At 47.6% G+C, this 19,113-nt stretch carries 12 protein-coding genes; 3 read left to right on the forward strand and 9 right to left on the reverse strand.

All coding sequences use genetic code 11. The features are described from left to right. From L0156_05930 to L0156_05940, 3 genes are all read right to left on the reverse strand, one after another. Nucleotides 1-257, reverse strand: a 257-nt coding sequence (locus tag L0156_05930) for a 2-oxo acid dehydrogenase subunit E2 (GenBank protein ID MCI0602534.1), incomplete at its 3' end; no start/stop codon positions are given. Nucleotides 258-265: 8 nt separating this feature from the next. Beyond that, nucleotides 266-1,243 (reverse strand): alpha-ketoacid dehydrogenase subunit beta, encoded by a 978-nt coding sequence (locus L0156_05935; GenBank protein MCI0602535.1) that lies wholly within the window; start codon nucleotides 1,241-1,243, stop codon nucleotides 266-268. Then, a complete protein-coding gene (locus L0156_05940) occupies nucleotides 1,243-2,343 on the reverse strand; it encodes a thiamine pyrophosphate-dependent dehydrogenase E1 component subunit alpha (protein ID MCI0602536.1) in 1,101 nt (366 codons plus the stop codon). Before L0156_05940 ends, L0156_05935 begins: the two co-directional genes overlap by 1 nt. Nucleotides 2,344-2,712: 369 nt before the next feature. On the opposite strand from L0156_05940, the gene L0156_05945 reads away from it, so the two are divergent. After that, complete coding sequence (locus L0156_05945) at nucleotides 2,713-3,123, forward strand: hypothetical protein (protein ID MCI0602537.1); 411 nt, start codon at nucleotides 2,713-2,715, stop codon at nucleotides 3,121-3,123. On the opposite strand, the gene L0156_05950 is transcribed toward L0156_05945, so the two are convergent. Both L0156_05950 and L0156_05955 read right to left on the reverse strand, forming a co-directional pair. Beyond that, a complete protein-coding gene (locus L0156_05950; protein MCI0602538.1) occupies nucleotides 3,115-8,118 on the reverse strand; it encodes a DUF4062 domain-containing protein in 5,004 nt (1,667 codons plus the stop codon). The genes L0156_05945 and L0156_05950 overlap by 9 nt on opposite strands. A 181-nt stretch (nucleotides 8,119-8,299) precedes the next feature. After that, on the reverse strand, nucleotides 8,300-8,698 hold the full coding sequence (locus L0156_05955) for a hypothetical protein (protein MCI0602539.1): 399 nt from the start codon (nucleotides 8,696-8,698) through the stop codon (nucleotides 8,300-8,302). A 167-nt stretch (nucleotides 8,699-8,865) separates the two neighbouring features. Between L0156_05955 and L0156_05960 the strand changes: the two genes are divergently transcribed. Further along, complete coding sequence (locus L0156_05960; protein MCI0602540.1) at nucleotides 8,866-10,533, forward strand: EAL domain-containing protein; 1,668 nt, start codon at nucleotides 8,866-8,868, stop codon at nucleotides 10,531-10,533. Nucleotides 10,534-10,747: 214 nt separating this feature from the next. Here the strand turns inward: L0156_05960 and L0156_05965 are convergent, their stop codons facing one another. The 4 genes from L0156_05965 to L0156_05980 form a co-directional block, all read right to left on the reverse strand. After that, a complete protein-coding gene (locus L0156_05965) occupies nucleotides 10,748-13,885 on the reverse strand; it encodes an ABC transporter substrate-binding protein (GenBank protein MCI0602541.1) in 3,138 nt (1,045 codons plus the stop codon). 1 nt (nucleotide 13,886) lies between these two features. Further along, on the reverse strand, nucleotides 13,887-14,210 hold the full coding sequence (locus L0156_05970; GenBank protein ID MCI0602542.1) for a phage holin family protein: 324 nt from the start codon (nucleotides 14,208-14,210) through the stop codon (nucleotides 13,887-13,889). 139 nt (nucleotides 14,211-14,349) lie between these two features. Next, nucleotides 14,350-14,952, reverse strand: coding sequence for a peptide-methionine (S)-S-oxide reductase MsrA (msrA, locus tag L0156_05975; GenBank protein ID MCI0602543.1), 603 nt, complete (start codon nucleotides 14,950-14,952; stop codon nucleotides 14,350-14,352). 91 nt (nucleotides 14,953-15,043) lie between these two features. Beyond that, nucleotides 15,044-17,002 (reverse strand): hypothetical protein, encoded by a 1,959-nt coding sequence (locus tag L0156_05980; GenBank protein MCI0602544.1) that lies wholly within the window; start codon nucleotides 17,000-17,002, stop codon nucleotides 15,044-15,046. Nucleotides 17,003-17,428: 426 nt separating this feature from the next. Here L0156_05980 and L0156_05985 point away from each other — a divergent pair, with 426 nt between their 5' ends. Beyond that, nucleotides 17,429-18,838, forward strand: coding sequence for a hypothetical protein (locus L0156_05985; protein ID MCI0602545.1), 1,410 nt, complete (start codon nucleotides 17,429-17,431; stop codon nucleotides 18,836-18,838). The last annotated feature ends 275 nt before the right edge of the window (nucleotides 18,839-19,113 follow it).

Consider the following 19,113-nt stretch of genomic DNA (forward strand, 5'->3'; position numbering starts at 1 on the left):
GCCGGAGCTGCAGCGCCATCACCTGTATCCAGCGTAACCAGCACTGCGCCCACTTTTACAATTCCCCCTTCTTCACCGCGCGTTTCAAGAATCGTTCCTTTTCGCGGCGATGGAATCATGACAGTGGCCTTATCAGTCATTACTTCCACCATCGGATCATCTTCTTTCACTGCCTGGCCCGGCTTCACATGCCACTTAACGATTTCCCCTTCAACAACACCTTCACCGATATCAGGTAGACGAAATTCGTATGGCATAAATCACCTCAATAATTCATCACCGTCTGCACGGCCTCACGAATGCGCCCTGCATCAGGCAAATATTCATTTTCAAGTGTGTACGGAAAGGGTGTATCAAATCCTGTGACGCGAAGCGGAGGAGCTTGCAGATGAAGAAATACCTTTTCCGTAATTAACGCGACCAGCTCCGCTCCAAATCCGCAATTGCGTGGCGCTTCATGCACGACCACAGCGCGACCCGTCTTCTTAACGGATTCCAGAATGGTTTCTGCATCCAGCGGAAGGAGCGAACGCAAATCGATAACCTCGCACCGTGTGCCATCTTCTTTTTCAATCAATTCCGCGGCCTCGCTGGCGGTGTGAAGCATCGCCCCGTAGGCAAGAAGCGTCACATCCTCGCCTTCTCTGACAAGGGAAGCTTTACCCAGCGGCACCGTGTATTCTCCTTCCGGAACTTCCCCTTTTGCGGCGCGATAAATCCTCTTAGGTTCCATAAACAAAACCGGATCCTCATCACGAATCGCGGACAAAAGCATCCCTTTGGCATCATACGGGTTGGAAGGAATCACCACTTTCATCCCGGAAGGGTGAATGAATAGAGCTTCCGGACTCTGACTATGATAATGGCCACCTCGGATACCGCCACCCACGGGCGTTCGAATCGTGACAGGACACGCATACTGGCCGCCCGAACGATACCGGTATTTCGCGAGCTCATTTATGATCTGGTCATAAGCTGGGAAAATAAAATCACTGAACTGAATTTCCGGTACGGGACGCAGACCGTAGAGGGCCATTCCTATAGCGGTCCCAATGATGCCGGCTTCCGCTAAAGGTGTATCAATCACTCTGTCCGGACCGAATTCCTTGTACAAATCCAGGGTTACGCGAAAGACGCCTCCCAGCTTTCCGACATCCTCACCCATTAAGATGACGCGGGGATCCCTGTTCATTTCGATGCGAAGAGCATCATTCAGGGCTTGAATCATATTTACGACAGCCATTACTTCACCTCCGGAGTCCGCGGATGACGCTTTAGATGATCCATCAGGTATTGTTGTTGCTCTTTCAATTCGGGTGTTAATTCAGCAAACACATCTTCGAATAAGCTTTCCACTGGAGGCGGTCCGAATTTTTCGGATTCGGTAACTGCAGAAAGAATTTCATTTTTTAATTCTTCTTGCAGCATATCTTCCTTCTGATCGTTCCATAATTTTTTCTCTTCCAGGTATTTCCGAAAACGGAAGATTGGATCCAGCAAAGTTTGTCTTTCCACTTCATCATCCGTACGATACATGCGAGGGTCGTCGCTTGAAGAATGCGCACCCCGCCGGTAAGTCACTGCTTCGATCAAAGTTGCGCCATCACCCCGGCGCCCACGATCAGCTGCTTCCCGCGTTGCCTTGATTACGGCCAGAATGTCGTTGCCGTCCACACGGACTCCTTCGATTCCGTATGCTTTTGCTTTGATTGCGATGCTTTCCGAAGCAGTTTGCCGTGAGAGCGGAACCGAAATCGCATACCCGTTGTTGCGGCAAAAGAAAATGCTGGGGGTTTTGAATACGCCCGCAAAGTTCAGTCCAACATGAAAATCGCCTTCTGAAGTAGCTCCTTCGCCAAAAAATGCAAGAACCACGATGGGATCCTTTGCTAATTTTGCAGCCCAGGCGGTTCCCGTAGCTTGTGGAATTTGAGTCCCAACAGGACTGGAAACGGACGTGAAATTTCCTTCACGATAAGAAAAATGGACCGGCATCTGTCTTCCTTTAATCGGATCGTTCGCATTTCCCATCAATTGAGATACATACTTGGTCAATGGAAAACCACGATAAAAGGCGGCGCCCGGCTCGCGATACGACGGATAAATCCAGTCTTTCGGACCCAATGCGTACGCCGCTCCAATATGTGCCGCTTCTTCACCTAAAGATTGAAGATAGAAACCGATTCGGCCTTGTCGCTGAAGCTTCATCATGCGGTCATCAAATTGACGCGTGAGCACCATCGTCCGGTAAAGCACTAACAAATCCTGATCCGGAATCGCAGGCTCTGCCTTCCGATTAAGGGAGCCCTGCTCCGTAATGACCTGTACCAATTCCAAAGCCATGAGTGGAACCTCCTGAGTTGCGAAGACGATCTGCTACCTGCAGAGGCAAGAATATAACATAATAATGCAAATTTCATATTGCATACTGCATATTGAAAATTGGCAGTAGATGTTCTTTTTGCAATATGCAATATGCAATTTGCAATTATTCTTCAAGGTTTGTTGCTGTTCTTGTTTATTCCCTTAGTGCTGGCGCTGTTCCTGAGATATCCGTTCGGCGTTCTACCAAGTTTCGCAGCCGCTGTGGCCATTATGTTCGGACACCGGCTCATTGCGAGGCCGTTTTTCCTTCGAAATTCCAGTAAGCGGTGCTTCTGGTGTGGAAGTACAAAACATGCCCGCAGCAGTTTAGATGTTACTTCAGGAAAGATGATTCAAATTCAATTGTGCGTTGATAACTGTTTCGAACGGGCGATCAAATTTTTTGATTTTTGTTTTCGCTATCGCCTTCTGTTGCGTATCGGAATCTTCCTTACTCTCGCCTGGTATGTCGTCACAATGATTTTAAATGACCTTGGAATAATCCAATTCCCCGCGGAATGGAACCGGTTTCTATTCCAGTTTATTATTGCGCTGACCGTAGTAACGATTTCATTCGCCTACACCACCGGACGGAAAACTACAGAGCCTGTTTTTCCGTTTCCCATTCACAACTTATCCTTGATCGGAGCAAAAAATACACTGTTCGTTTTTCGCTATGTCGGGTTCTGGTGGCTTGCCGCCGGCTTCTATTTCTTGTTCCTCAGGTTCAGTGGTTTTGCGTCTGTTCCGTTATTCTGAGTTATCAACGATAAAAGGATTGAAGTGTAATTGTTGCCGGCAGGCAGGGCAGTTTGTGATGAGCTGAGGATCAACCCAGGATTCGAGCGGGGCGTGCAAGACCGGAATTCCGGAATAGAGCTGCTGCAATCTTGCGATGTAACCGATGTGTCTTTCGTCAGGCTCAAACCGCAGTCCGCACCGGAAACATTTTGCAGTAAACTTTGCATCCCAGGCGAGTTGGTCTGAACGATATAAGCGAACGATCGTTGTTACCGACGGAAACGCAGCTAGATTTCTGGTTTCAAGAAAATGCATGTGTCCACTTCTATCACAGGCGACCACCAAATCGTTCTTATTCGCCATCGCTACAACAGCGCTTCTGAACTTGCACAATGCGATGTTGCGCATTTCGGATAAATCGAAGAGGGTAAGTTCATTTTGCAGTTTTACAGGGTACACGTAGCGGCCGTCCGACGTAATCACCAGTTCATTTACAGGCGCAGATTCTTCGATTTTGAACCGGCATTTCCCCTGTTTAATGTCCCAGACCCTGATCGTATAGTCCCAACCTCCTGTTACGAGAGTGCGGCCATCGGGCGTTATTGCAAGCGCTTCGATTGATCGGGTATGGCCTGTTAAAGTGGATAGAAGCTTGCCTGTATCCAGGTTCCAAATGCGGATTGCGGCATCATTTGTATCTGCTGTTGACGAGAAATCACCACCGGCCGATATCAGCAAACGTCCATCCGGAGTGAATGAAACCAGCTTTGCATTTTCTTTGTGACCTCGAAGTATGTAGACCGGTTCATTCTTCTCAATGTCCCAGACTCGCACATGTTGATCGCCGTGTGCTGTTGCAATGCGCCGGCCGTCCGGAGAAATCGCCACATAATGAACGCCGGCGGAAGAATTACTCCATGTTCTCTCGCAGTCTCCAGTTTCAGGATTCCACATTCGAATCGTCTTATCTGCGCTCACCGAAATGATTCTCGATCCATCAGGCGAAGTTACAAATCTCCAGATGTAATTAGAATGAGGAAGAAAGTGCAGACACTTTCCGCTTTTAATATCCCAGATAGCGCATGCAAAATCCCATTCATCTTTAGCCAACAACTTTCCGCCAGGCAACGAATCCATCAGACTCGTACCGCCGGAAGTGCGATGATCGTAATTGGATTCACCGGAAATCGTTTTCTTGCAGGTTCCATCCGGACTCCACATGCGGATGGAATGTTGCTTCTCCTTACTTCCCGAAAAAATCTCAGTGCTGGTCTCCGAAATAAACGTGGAAACGCTTCCCGGGTGATGGGGAGGCTCGGAAACACTTCCTTTTTCCACGTCCCACACTCTGAGCGTTCCGTCATCGGCTTGAGAAATGGCACGGCGCCCGTCTATTGTTATCCAGACGGAAGTGATTGTTCCGGTATGGCCTTCAAAGATACGCAGGCATTGGCCCGTGGCGGTTTCCCAAATGCGTACCGTGTGATCCCAGCCTCCGGAAATGATCAGCCGGAAATCAGGAGTGGCGGCCGCTGCAAGAATTGTCTTTGAATGTCCTGTTAACACTCCCGCAGAGCGAGCTTCTCCAACGAGCCAGAGAAACAAGCGCTCATTGCACGCGGAAACAACAACTTGACCGTTTAAAGAAATCGCTGCAGTTGTGGGACTGTCCCTATCTCCGCCATGTTCGAAACGCATTTGCTTTTCCGTTTCAAGATTCAGAACGCTAAAAGCATTTTCCGACACGACGGCTGCAAGATGTCCGTCACCCGTCAGGTCCAGCATCTTGATTTCAAGGCCATGAGCTTGAATGGTTTTTTTCAGCTCGCCATTGATCGTGTCCCAAACATGAACTCTTCCTCCTCCATCTCCGGAAACAACTCGACTGCCGTCAGCAGTGACGGCGAGTGCAGAAACATGTTTTGAATCAAGAATCCGTACTTCTCGTCCCGTCGCAACTTCATGAATCCGAATCGGGCTGTATCCCGAGCCGGATACGAGGAGTCTTCCATCGGGAGTGATCGCGATAATATTTTTGTACAACCCTTTTATGATCTTCTTACACTTGCCTGTTTTTAGATCCCATACACGCAATGTATTCTTTGCCCCTTCGCACACGGCTACGGAGCCATCATTCGATGCGGCAAGAATGCGTCTGTTTCGGTGATACGAATAGTCGCCACATTCAATAATGCGGATCAGTGAAGAATGGGGATTGTAGACAGGTCGGGTCAAATGCCTTCGTAACAGCAGGGGAGCTTTCTGTGATTCTATTGCTGCTTTCGCAGCAATGCCGACAGGGCCGTCACGCATCAGGTTGTATGCTTGTTGCACACAGAATCCGGAGCGTGTTCCATGATTGGCGAGATGATGGCTCTCTGCGTTCACAAATGCAAAAAATGCTCGAATTCGACTTAAGCGCGACGTTTCCTTTCGAATTCGTTCACTCTCCGATTCAATGCGTTCGTTCTGCCATGGTGGAGTGGAAACGGGAATTTGTGGCAATGGACCTTTTCCGGCCGCGTAAACAACCTGTTCGCGTGTGAATCTTGCGATTCGTTCTTCCGATGATGCCTCTACCTCTCTTTCGGCTTTTCTTTCAGGCAAGGCTTCGATTGCTGCCTGATAGTCCGATACCAGATCATAGGTCATTCCGGCTGAGCATTTTGCTTCAACAAACTGAAGACTGCACAGCGTTTCGGTTAAACGCTCCCACTGTTCCGATTGAATCAGATGAAAGGGCAACTCGGACACCTTTCTCCGAACCGGAATATTTGTTTGGTTTTCCCGCAACGGCAACGCATTAAAGTAGTCTGCTAGAATGGTGTGCCATTCACATCTTAAGCGCTGACCTGGTTGTTTCGAATCTGTACAAACATAGCGCCGGCCTGCCGCTGATCGAAAACTCTCGTAAAAAAAATCGTATCGCCCCTCTCTACGAGACAGGAAACTGCGAACCTGCCGCAACTGTAAATAAACTGCATCCGTTATTTCTTTTCGCGTATATTTTCCCGGATTCAAAACCTGTAAGAACATTTCAACCAGTTCATCGGCCGAGAGTCCTCTTCTTGAGTGAACGAGCAGGCCGAAGAGAAGTGGCACGGCCGTTTGCGGTGGAACCGGAGAGTAGGCGGGATCATTTTCCAGGCGCGACAGTACTGCAAGAAAAGCGGTGTTCGGACCATCACCAAAATCATCCCGGATCTTGTTCCTTAGATTCGCGAACGCGCCGAACACTCGCAGCTCCGAAAGCACGACTTTGAGATAGAGTGGATTCCCGGCTCCCGGCAACTGAATGACGGCATTGAGAAGATTATCATCGAGCTCTTTGAGATATTGCATCAGATAGGAGCGCACGAGTTTACGACGGTCTTCCATCCGGTCAAAAGACAGGATTTCTGAAACGATTGACTGGGGATTGTCCCGGAGCGAGGTTTCGATCGAGCTCGTCTGCGCCTGCCGTTTGAAACTAACGATGAGGCGAACGTTTTCGGGAAGTTCCCACGGCAACCACGCCAGGTCGTCCAATCCTGATTCCAATTGGTCCAGGGCGTCTATGACGATTACTGTTTTTCCTTGAGCGCCTGCCATCTCAAGCAAATCGGTCCAGGATTCGCGTAACGGGACCGGATCGGAAGGAATCTTTAATGGTAGGGTTGCTGTTTCCTTTTTTCCATCCGGCAAATCTCTGATCTGAGTAGTGAATAGCGGAATTTTGTTCGCAACTTCTTGAAGTTCCGAAAGGAGCGAAAAAAGAACGTCTTCTACTCTATTCGATAGATCGCTTTGACCTACAAATCGAAAATGAAAAGTCGTTTTCCCGAACCTGTCCGGATTTTTCAGGCACGATTCAATCCAGTTTGCCAGCAGCATGGATTTTCCCAGACCGCCTTCTCCCGTCAAAAAGAAGATTTTGTTCGTTGGCCCGATCGTGTAAGCATCCAGTTCTGAAAAGTCATCTCCGCGCGAGACGAAACCTTCACTCTGAACGAAAAGAAAATGATGTTGTTGATCCATCTCTTTTTGAAGGGCTGTCTGAGATATTGCGGGAACATGATCGGGAAAACGAGCGCTGATAGCCGCCTGCAAATCATTCAAAATCACGTCTCGTAAAGGCTCCCGGTCGCATTTGAAATCGCCGGGCCTGCCGCGTGTAAGTTTCTCGTTAAATACGGCGGCCTTCTTGGATTCAGCCGGATCGCTAATCTCATTTCGATCAGAGTTGGATTGATTACGGGACCATCGTTTGATGCGATCCAGCAGTGACGTTTGTGAGGCTGAGGCTTTCACACCTGCGACTTCATCCCACTGTGCGCGCCAGCGTTCCACGTTCTCCTTCAGCAGCGCCGGACATTGCAATGGGATGGCAAGCTCCGGTGTGGATTGATCGGGAAGCCATTCCGCCTGATAGTAACGCCCCCGCCTGCCCGTTCGGGGAATCAGAACATGCTTCAGATACGTTTGTTTTCCCAGCAACGCTTTTTTCCGCACGACATCCTTTTCAGCCTGATCCGTATAGATCCTGATTAGATATTCAGGTTGCTCTGGAAGCTTCGATAAATAGGAAGGGCAGCGAAAATAGAAAAAAGCGCAGTCAGAAAGCGAGGTTGAGCCGGAATGGAACGGCCGGATGAGCGCATGCATGATTTCCAATTCCGTAACGGAACGGCCTTCATCGAGAATTTCAGTCAGTCGCGGGAATCTCTCCATTGTCTCGTTGGAGATGTCATCGGGACCTGGAGTCCATCCGTACCTCTGGCCCAGGAAACAAAGAAAAAACGGGCGGCAATCGTCGATCCTTTCAAGACAAACCTGCACAACATTCCGGTTTTGAGTTGCATCTTGCTCGGTAACGCCCCATCGCAAATCCACATCGACAAGTCTTAACTTGCGGCTCTCACACCAGTCTGCCAGTTGCGGGAATACATCCTTGATCAGGTAATCACGTTCCGCGTGCATGTCGTTGAAAGTGCTACTAATAAATACGTAGACTTTTTCCCAATGAACGGCCATGGCTTGCGGTTTGGATCAATTCTACATTATGCAAAAGTTGATTTGGGGATCGTAAAGTTTGCCGTTTCCCATTCACAACTTATCCTTGATCGGACCAAGAAATACACCTGCTCGTTTTTCGCTATGTCCGGTTCTGGTGACTGGCCGCCGGTTTGTGCTTCTTGTTCACGCAGTTCAGGAATTAACGTGGGACGACGTAATAGAACGGGCGAGATGCCAGTTCTTCATCCGTATCGGTGAGCAATTTACCTTCAACACCGATATTTTCGTACGGAAATTCTAGGATATGAATGAGTGGTTTTGCGTCTGTTCCGGCAAAGGCGTTTGTGATTCCGCTTACCACCATCCGTTTCACATCGAAACGCATCCGCGGACAATAGAGAACCACGTGAGCAACACCTGCAACACCCGCCAGTTGCCCCGCCGCTCCGGCATCTGTCCTTTCGAATTCAGATATCCGGATGTAAAGGATCTCCTCCTCGAATCCGGTAGCATCAATGAACTCCTGGTTCAACCGTTTTACGAGACCCTCCTTGATTTCGTTTTCCCTCTTCGGCATCGTCACTTCCATCCACGGCATAGAATCCTCCTTAATCGCAAATCGTACTCGTAATTTCACCGCAGAGTACGCCGAGATCGCAGAGAAAAAATTCTATTTTTATTCTCAGAGTTCTCAGCGCTCTCTGCGGTAAAATATCGACAAAAATTACGGTCCACGATACTTCTGTTATACAATACGGCCAAATTATGGCCAAAGGGGCTCGAAAGCCCGGAAAGCAGGAGGTCCTTCAATTGCTGCACCGGGCGATGGATTATTTGAATCTGGGTGTCACGATCACCAGTCTGGACGGCAAAATCCTCTATACCAATCAGGCGGAAGCCAAAATGCATGGGTATGAAATCTCCGATCTTATGGGAAAGGATGCGCGTATATTTGCCCCGCGTGATTTGTGGAAAGGAATCACTGTCGATGAAGCGCGAGAAATATCCAGCTGGCGAAGAGAAAGCGTAAACATTCGTCAGGATGGAAGCATATTCCCCGTTCAGATAATTTCGGATGTTATATCGGATGAAAACGGCAACCCGCAGGCCGTCATTACAGTTTGTGAAGACATCACAGACAAGGCATCTCTTTTCACGGCATACTACGATGCTCTGACCGGATTACCGAACCGAATGTTATTCATGGATCGCTTGGGGCGATCGGTGAAACGAACGAAGCGTCGCACCGATTATCTTTTTGCGCTTCTCTATATTGATCTGGATGAGTTTAAAGCTGTGAACGACGCTTCCGGCCGCAATATTGGAGACCGCTTGCTGGTCGCTTGCGCTCGGCGTATCGAAGCATCTCTCAGATTTGGCGACACCGTAGCGCATGTTGGTGGAGATGAATTCGTGGTGTTGCTCGAAGATATTCACGCCGTAAAAGATGCGACTTTTGTTGCCGATCGAGTTCAACAACATCTGGCCTTGCCCTTCAATATCAATGACCAGGATTTTTATGTAAGCGCGAGCATAGGGATTGCAAAAGGTTCCTCCGGGTACGATAGACCGGAGGATATCCTGCATGATGCAAACACCGCAATGTATCGCGCAAAAGTTCTCGGCAGAAACCGCTATGAGCTGTTTGATGACAGCATGTTGACGCGCGCCATGGCGTTGTTACCGCTGGAACTCAATTTGCGAAGAGCGATCGAGAATCAGGAACTGCAGGTGGAATACCAGCCAATCTACTCGCTGGAAACTGGAAAATTGGAAGGCTGTGAAGCATTCTTACGATGGCATCATCCGGAAAGAGGTGTTGTCTTTCCGGAGGAATTTGTTCCGGTGGCCGAGGAAACCGGCATGATGGCGGCAGTAGGCGAATGGTTGCTGCAAAAATCTTGCAATCAAATGAAAACATGGCGTGAGACGAATCCTCAACTGAAATTGTGCTCGCGTGTTACCGGCGCCGAAGCCATGCAGCATGGTTGGATTCGAACTCTAACCAGGATCCTGGAACAAACCGGGATTTCGCCCGCAAGCCTTGAGCTTCAAATCAATGAAACAGCGCTCATGCAAAATGCTGAAAAGATGGCTCCAATTCTGGATGAGGTTCGCAAGAAAGGCGTACAGCTTTCTATTTCTGATTACGGCAGCGGGCATTCCTCTTTGGAGTATTTGAAACGCTTCCAGATCAATAGCCTGAAGCTGGATCGCGCATTCCTGCGGGACATCACCCAGAATAAGCAGCAGGAATCTGTGGCAACAGCGATGATCACTCTGGCGCATAGCTTGCGAATTCGGATTGTTGCAGAAGATGTCGAAACGGAAGATCAGCTTGCGTTCCTGCGATGGCATCATTGTGATGCCGCTCAGGGTCCGTTTTTTAGCCCACCTGTGCCTGCCGAAGAATTTACCAAGCTGCTTACTTAGTAGTGGCAGAGCATTTTCCAAATTGTGAGTACGACCATCATAGCAACTGAAGTCTGGCTTTAATCGGGGACTGGTACAGACGTGAAAATGCTCTGCTAGCTCTCAGACAAAGCAGAGCATTTGTTTTTCGAAAAATTGTTCGAGCTACTTCAAGCTTAATCGAGCTATAGAATTTGTTAACCGCAATGGCAAATGCTCTGCCACTACGTGATTCTCACGAGAGCCAGATTTTTTTGAGGCGGAGGATGGGCTGTGTAAAGTGTGGAATACAACCGTGGACATTCTCCTGATGAAGCACGAGAGCGCGATTATGAAAGAGCACCACGCATGGACATTCTTCCATCCAGATTTTTTCAGCGCGCTGATACAATTGAACGCGATCGCGGATGTCAGCCACCAACCTCGCTTCTTCTACAAAACTGTCGAAATCAGCATTTTGAAAACCTGTATAAATTGCAGGATTCTTCGAATGAAAGGCTACGTATAAAAAATTATCCGGATCCGGATAGTCGGCCACCCATTTTGTCATTCGCATCGGCACCTTCCCTTTTTCGATGGCGTGCTGCAAAAGGTCGGGCGCAAGGAATTGAACGCGCACTTCCAAACCAACGTCTTTTAAATTCTCCTGAATGATCTGCAAGACGGCCTGATTCGTGCCTGCTTCTGTTTGCAACATTTCCAGAACCGTTCCCTCCGGCACATTTGCCTGTTTCAAAAGGCTTCGCGCCCGCGAAGGATCAAACAGATAACCGACAGCATGAGGATCGTATCCCTGCAATCCCGGCGGCAACAAACTTCTGGCGATCACGCCGCGTTCCACACCCACGACATCGTGAACAATCCGCTGACGGTCAATCGCGTACGAAATGGCCTGTCTAACACGAACATCGGTTAAAGGCGGAATCTTGCTATTGATCGCAATCAACGACGTGTACAGTTGCACATTTGTTTGTAAACGCGGACGCCACTCGGACATACTCAAAAAATGGTCAAGGGATCGCTTTTGAAGCTCAGAGGAAAAATGGATTTTGCCGCTCTTTAATTTTTCCGAAATCTCAGGTTCGGAGACGCCAAACTTCACGGAAACGCTGTCCACGTAAGGCATCGGCTGTGCGTGATAATCGTGAAAACGGGACATTTCAAGTGACCGATCCGGTTCCAGCCGGTCTAATTTAAAAGGACCGGTTCCACAAGCGTCCGTCAAGACGCCGGTTCGCGCAGTCAGCTCGGATGGAAGTACAAATGCGTAACATTGCGCGAGCATACCTAAGAAAAACGGGAGCGGCTCACGCAACCGGATCCGGAAAGTATACCGGTCCAGGACATTAAATCCATCTACAGTATTAGTAGATCCGTTCATATATTCTTCGGCTCCCTGAACCATTTCAAAAACCCATGTGCCCGGAGTCTTAAGCGCGGGGTGCAATACTCTAAGGAAAGAATCGCGAACGTCCGTTGCATGCATTTCCTTTCCGTTGTGGAACCTCACTCCTTTTTTCAGCCAGAACATGTAAGTCAGTGCATCTTCGGAGACTTCCCAGCGTTCCGCAAGGGAGGGGCGCAAATCGGTTCCTTCTCCGAATTCCACAAGGCCTTCATATATGTTGTAAATCCAATCCACGAGATAGACGTACCGTCCATAAGCAGGATCGAGCGAAGAGAGCCCGGTTGTTACGCATAAATCGAGCACCCCTCCTTTCTTCGGTTCAGGAAGACGAAACTTGGACAACTCATCTTTGAGAATGAATGACTCCTGATCGAGCGAAACCGCGCTTGCATTGAGAGTCCGGATCGTGACGGTGCTCGACTGAACCGCATTCTTGAGACTGTGCACGGACCGCACCACCTGAGAGCTTGTGACAGACTGCTCTGAAGTCGCTCTGTGGATGTCCTGAATGATTCCGGAAAGGTGTTCGACAATGTTGCTTACTTCTTTCGCGCCGTGCGTTTGTTCCTTCATTCCCTTTTCCACGTTTCGAAGAAGGCCAAGAGTTTGCTCCGCCTTTGAATACACGTCGTGGCTTCCTTTCGTTTGCTCCTGAATGATCCTTGTGATTTGATCGACGCGATCCTGGATCGTGGCGGTTGCCTGTTGCACTTCTGTTTCAGCTTTGATCTGTTCGAGCGATGCTTCCGCAATGGCCGCAACTCTTTCGCGGGCCGTGGAAGTTGTTTCCAGGATATCGGAAAGCGCTTCTGAAGCTTTTCCGCTCTGCTCCAGACCTTCATTCAACCGGCTCTTTCCTGCCTCCATCATTTGAACGGCGTCTTTCATTTCTACTCGCACGCGCGAGATTAACTTTTCAATTTCTTGCACGGAGGCGGAAGTACGGTTGGAAAGTTTGCGGATTTCATCCGATACAACTGCGAAGCCGCGGCCATGCACTCCGGCCTGAGCGGAAAGAATCGCCGCATTGAGCGAAAGGAGATTCGTTTGATCGGCTACCTGCGTAATCACATTTAGAATTTCACCGATCTGTTCTGAGCTTTTCGCCAGATTAGCAATCACGATTCCCGCGCTTTCAAAAGCCTCTGCAATCTTCTTCATAGCGAAAACGACATCATCCACAACCTCGCTGCCGGTTTTCGCAGCGGCCGAAGCGCGTTCGGCCAGTTGCTGCGATTCAGCAGCCCTCTTGGTGACTTCCTTTATGCTGAAATGCATGTTCTGCATCGAAAGCTCGGCATCGTGCGATGCTGATATGAGTTTATTACTTGCCTGATCCATCTCCTGCATTCCGTGAACCATGCTCTGCATGCTCAACTGAGTGTCTTTGGAATAGGTACCGACCTGCAGTGCGTTGCGAGTAACCTCTTCTATGCTGGCGGTAAGCTGCAAAGCGGCGCTGGATGCCGTAATGCCGAGAGCGTTCAAACTCTCTGCCGCTTCAGCAATTCTGATGATTGCATGATTGATATCGCTCATCGCTTCGGATGCAGTCTCTGCCGCCTGCGACTGGTGTTGCCCGCTCTTGAGCAACGTTCGGGAAAGTTCAACAACCTGCTCCGATGCGTGACCCACACTCCCGCCCACATTTTTCATCTTGTCCACGATCTGGCGGAGATGAGCATTCAAAACCAGTAACGAGACAGAAAAATCGTGCATCCGTTCGTCTTGAGTTGAGGGAATGGACCGAAAAAGGCGCAAATCCCCTTCCGACATCTTTTCAACATCCTCCTTTAATTCTTCAAAAGGCTTTACACGAAGAGGTGTCAGAAAGTGAAAAAAAACCAGAAGCGCCGCAACCGATCCAAACGCCATCGCCCGCCAGAACGCAGAATGTATGTAAAGAGAAAGGAGAAATAGAAGCAATACAATGAGAACCAGACGCAGCCATTCCCGGTTTTTCAAACTATTTTTTCTCCCGAACTCGGAAGAGCGCCGTCAAAAGCCAATGAAAGATCGATACAAGAACGCTTCCCCAAAAAATTCCAAACGTGGTTGCAGAAAGCACGCCTGGCATTAATACAGAGGTCACGTACAAAAGAAGGGCATTAATGATGATGTAAAAAAAGCCGATCGTCAGCACAATGAACGGCACGGAAAAGAAAACCAGAATCGGTTTAACGAACCAGTTGAGCAATCCAAGAACGATGCTGAAGCAGAAAAGGGAAAAAAAATCGCCACGAAGGTTAAAGTTATCGAGGAAAAAGTCCGCGCCCTTTAGCGCAGCCATGGTTATGAGTAGACGAATGACTAGATTAATCATCCCCCGTCCCGCGCAAAAATTATAACACTTGTACGTGCGGCGGCGTTGTCGTAGGGGCAGGTCTTGTACCTGCCCTCTCAGAGCGACCACGAGGGTCGCCCCTACTTCAATGACCGCTCCTTCCCCAGATTTCTTCAAGCCGGCGGTCGCGGCCACAACCGATGCGGTAACTGTTATAGCGCAGGGAACTCTTCTTGTAGAAGTCCTGATGGTATTCTTCTGCGGGATAAAAATCCTTTAAAGGCACGATTTCCGTGACGATCAGTTCCTTAAGCTTTCCTGATTTTTCCAGCGCGGTTTTCGATTCCAAAGCAAGTTTCTTTTGATTCTCATCATGATAGAAGATGGCTGTGCGGTACTGGCTTCCTGTATCACAAAACTGCCTGTTCTTCACAAAAGGATCAATGTTGTGCCAGAAGACTTCCAGCAACTTCGCATAGCTGACTTTGGAGGGATCATAAAGCACCTGTACGACTTCCGCATGCCCAGTAACGCCGGCAGAAACTTCTTCATAAGTCGGGTTCATTTTTTGCCCGCCGGCATATCCCGATGTCGTAGAAACAACTCCGGGAAGCTTGTCGAAAGGAGGCTCCATGCACCAGAAACAACCACCGGCAAAAGTGGCTTTTGCATATTTTGGTTGCGCGAAAGAATCACCCATGAACAACAATGCGATAGACAATATGATAAAAGCTCTAACGATTTTCATAATTTTGCTCCTTTGCATTTTGTTACGGAATGCCGCCAAAAACTTTCCTACTGCAAATATCCGAGCGATTTCATCTGCTTTACCTACCAAGTCAAAGGATATCCAAGGGAGCTTGAAAATGAATCTGCTGTAGTGTAACTGTGGGGATTGTATCTTCTGATTTCGGATCATAAATACGCATCCTAAGTTCATTTACTTCTGTGCGACAGTCACGTGACCGAATGGCAAGCTCCAATTGTCTTCCCTCAGTCGAAATTTTTCGCGAACGTAAAAGTTTGCCGTTCCAATGAAAGTCGATCCGAACGTCATTCTCAGAATTTTCTGGAAGCAAATGCAATTCGATGACAATTCTCGGTGGATTTTTGATGAACAAGGGAACATACAAGACACTAGTAGGCCCTCGCGTTTGTCTTTTGCCATTTTCAAAAATCCATCCTTCACCGAAAATTGGGCTTTCAGCGCTTAAAATCTGTCCACCGGCGCGTTTTTGAAAATAAAAGATATCTTCTCCGATAAAAAATTCCGTTAAAGGGCCGTACAGCGGTGTACCGTAACGGATCCTATAAGCAGCCTGAATTGGAAATTGAAGAGCATATACGACAGGTTGAAAGACGGAATAAGGTCCCTTCAGTACGTCCGAAAAACGAACCGCATGTTCAGGGTCCAAGCCTCTTACAATAGCGAAAACCAAAAATGAGTTTAGAAAAATAAGCGCAACCAAACAGAAAACTAGAATGATTTTCCCCAACTTGGTCAATGAGATCAGTAACGCCGCGATACCCAGAGTAAAAATGGAACAGATCGGAACAAATCGCCGTGCGCCAATGGAAGCCGCGCCCCACCAGTCATAATGTGCAGAGTTCATCCAAATCGTCACAATCAGGAGCGTCAGCAGAGTCCTTCCCCATAGCCGATCTTGTTGGGTAAGCAAGATTAGACCGATTACGGAGAGCACCGTAACCGGAGACCAGGGAAACAAACTATTGCGCGCCGAAAACAGCGTTTCCAAAATGAAAGGCGACTTCCAATAAGGAAGAAAACTACCTCCACCACTGAAAAACCAATCACCATTAATAACACGCCACACAATCAATTGCGGTAAAAAACCAATTACACTGCCGGTTGCAAACATTGTAGTTAAACGCAAAAACTGTTGCGTCCTCTTTTCGGGGGAAATCGAAAAATAAAGTAAAGCAAGCGGAACTATGACCAGAATTGCGTTCTGCAATCGCACCATGGTTAAAGTCCCAAAAAATATTCCTATTGCAAACCACCGATACGGGAGATGCTTGTCTTTGTTTTTAAGAACGAGGAATAGAAACAATGCCGTGAGCGCAAAGGCAAGAGATTCGGATAGGAGAAACAGGGAATGGAAGTAAAATCGGAGATAAGGAGTCGTGAACGAGATCGCAGCGGTAGAAATGAGAGAGATCAATTTTAAAAAAAAACTGTTACAAAACAGATACGTAATATAGAGTCCCCCGCAAACGTAAAACAGATTTCCAACAAGGATCGCGTGAGTATAAGGTCGGCTGTAGCCATTCAACGGAAAATCAAAAAGCTTCGCCAGCAAATGACCGGACAGAAAGAATGGGGACCAGTAAAACGATAAACCTGCCGGATAGATATTCGCAGAATAACCGGCCGGAGTTTTGGCCAGCAACACTTTCTCATCAAGATGTTTTTCCAGTTTTGAGAGTTTGTACTGATTGGATAGTTCCAAATCACCATCAATAAAGATCGAGCTAACATAGGAATAGTAGTAGGCATCATCCACACCAAATCGATATTCCTGAAACCGGGATACTCGCAAGGATGCAAAAAGAAACAGGATTAAAAACGGTAAAATTTCCAGAAATCTAGAGTGGTTGTGCGTACGCCAATCCCAAAACCCTTTAAACAAAACCAGACCCAATGAAAAATAGAGCAATGTTCGCGATGTAAAGAAAAAAGGATTTCCAGGGATGATTACACAAAGTAGGAATGCCAAAATTACGATAAAAATGAGAAAGATAAGGAGCTTTGCCGTTAGCTTCTTAGCGTCTGTCATAAAAAAGCCTGCCCTAATTTTATCTGCAGAAAAATCAACGTGGGACCGCCCCACGCGGTGTATCTGAATCAGTCGTATTTTTTCAAAACCAAGCTAGCAGATTTGCAAAAAAACAGACTGAAAGGAAAAGTGAAAACGCAAACGACCAAGAATTTTTCTGAACACGCTACTTCACATTATTTGCACTTTAGGTTCGCATTCAACGAACACGATGTGCAATGAACGACCTACTTCTAATTTATCATCCTCTTTCATATCCTCCTCATGACATTCCTTCGAAATTCTTTCATCTTGCAGACCGAATTAAAGAAATAATAGGCTAATATTTTTAGCATACTCTTGGAACTTACGCGAGCTTAAATAGCACCGTCCAAGTGAATCGGGTCGCTTATTTTGTGATAGCATTTATATAAGATTGGAGGATAAATGTTCAAGAGAGTCTTATTGGTCATATTTGTATGTTCATGGTTCTCTGGTTATATTTGTGCGCAAGTCGCTATAGAAACAGTAGCTGATGATCGAAACTGGATCGCCCCGAACCGCCGCAGCACCGATCTACTTAATATGTTTAGTGGCTCATGTTCTGCAACGTCAAACCCAAGTCCTGATGGTTGGATAGGAGCCCGCAACCAGACAAACGTCTTCCTTTTTTTTCGCGAGACTGTCGACAATCTAAACGCTTGCTGCAATTCGAACACATTGCAAAACTTTCGAGCGAAGAAAGCTTTTTGTTGGCTGCAGAATAAAGGAATTAAAATTGCCATAGCGTCATCGGCAATCGTCGGTGGTCCAGTAGACCCAGATTGCACGGCTACAGCGAACGCTGCGAATGCCAGAACTGCTATTAGAAATATACAAAGTGGAACGTCCGGTGGTACAGTAACATACGTCGACCTAGATGAACCCTGGCTCAAGGCTAACAGAATTGGCAACCCTCCCTGTTACACATCCATGGATCCAGCAGCGGAGGTTGTTAAGAATTTTATAGATAATGTACATTCAGAGTTTCCATCGGTAAAAATAGGTTTAACTGAACCCCACCCGCGGATTCCCGCTACTGAACTTATGACTTGGATGGATGTTCTTAAAAATCATGGTGTTGTCTTGCCATTCTTCCATTTGGACGTGAATATGGTCGAAGTTGGGTCGAATACGGCTGCATTGCGTAGTGCGATCCAGACATTGAATAATTATTGCCAGGCGAATGGAATTGTATTTGGTGTGATATTTATCGGAGCTAGTGGCATGGGTAATGATTGTGAATTCTATGATACTGCGATTCCGTTGCTAACCAACACAAAAGCTGCAATTGGTAGGCCTCAACATTCTTTGTTTATGAGCTTCGGGGAAAATGATCCTCACCCAAATAACTTGACTGAATGTAACTCTTGTTCAATGACTAGATTAGAAAATGACGGGCTAAGCCTTTTACAAAATGATGTTAAAAAGTCGACTTTTGTCTCTCAAAGCAATATCCCAACATCGATGGGTAAGGGACAAACTGTATCTGGTGTCAAAGTAACTATGAAAAATACAGGTACAACAACTTGGCAAACTCCTAGCCGGGATGGATCATCATACTTTCTGACTTATTTTCCAACAACTGTCAATCCGCCTTGCTCAGCTGGCGGTGGTTGGGTACAGTTACCGGGAGTCGGTGTGCCATCCGGAAGCTGTGTTCCTCCCGGCCAAACGATAACTTTTAATTTTGCGATAACATCTCCATTGATTGCTGGCACTTATCAGTTTCGTTGGCGGATGATGAGGGAGGATGCATTTGGAGGCGAATTCAAGTTCGGGCAGTCTTCCACAAATGTCTGTATTCTGGTAAATTGAAGAGTTGATGCAACTTGGGTTTGAGTGATCAGAACACAAGCGCAAGAATGACCGGACAACATTCTCGATAAATAAATGTCTCCATTCAAAGTTTACTAGCCATTTCACAACGCAGTCCAGATCGCTCTGTGCACCGGTTTTAACCAAAAGGAGAGCTTTAGACTGCGAAGAGCGACACCAACAACATTCGCAGGCGGAATTTGGTTTGTCACGCAAAAGTCGCTTGGTCTGGATTTTGGGTGGACATCAACGAATGGCTTTAGAGAGGACATTTT

The sequence above is a fragment of the bacterium genome (genome assembly GCA_022616075.1).
Lineage (GTDB): Bacteria > Acidobacteriota > HRBIN11 > JAKEFK01 > JAKEFK01 > JAKEFK01.

Bases quoted from the DNA above. Each gene is read 5' to 3' on its own strand.
- L0156_05935 (MCI0602535.1), bottom strand. From the start codon at position 1,243: ATGGCTGTCGTAAATATGATTCAAGCCCTGAATGATGCTCTTCGCATC.
- L0156_05940 (MCI0602536.1), bottom strand. From the start codon at position 2,343: ATGGCTTTGGAATTGGTACAGGTCATTACGGAGCAGGGCTCCCTTAAT.
- L0156_05945 (MCI0602537.1), top strand. From the start codon at position 2,713: ATGATTCAAATTCAATTGTGCGTTGATAACTGTTTCGAACGGGCGATC.
- L0156_05950 (MCI0602538.1), bottom strand. From the start codon at position 8,118: ATGGCCGTTCATTGGGAAAAAGTCTACGTATTTATTAGTAGCACTTTC.
- L0156_05955 (MCI0602539.1), bottom strand. From the start codon at position 8,698: ATGCCGTGGATGGAAGTGACGATGCCGAAGAGGGAAAACGAAATCAAG.
- L0156_05960 (MCI0602540.1), top strand. From the start codon at position 8,866: ATGGCCAAAGGGGCTCGAAAGCCCGGAAAGCAGGAGGTCCTTCAATTG.
- L0156_05970 (MCI0602542.1), bottom strand. From the start codon at position 14,210: ATGGCTGCGCTAAAGGGCGCGGACTTTTTCCTCGATAACTTTAACCTT.
- msrA (MCI0602543.1), bottom strand. From the start codon at position 14,952: ATGAAAATCGTTAGAGCTTTTATCATATTGTCTATCGCATTGTTGTTC.
- L0156_05980 (MCI0602544.1), bottom strand. From the start codon at position 17,002: ATGACAGACGCTAAGAAGCTAACGGCAAAGCTCCTTATCTTTCTCATT.
- L0156_05985 (MCI0602545.1), top strand. From the start codon at position 17,429: ATGTTCAAGAGAGTCTTATTGGTCATATTTGTATGTTCATGGTTCTCT.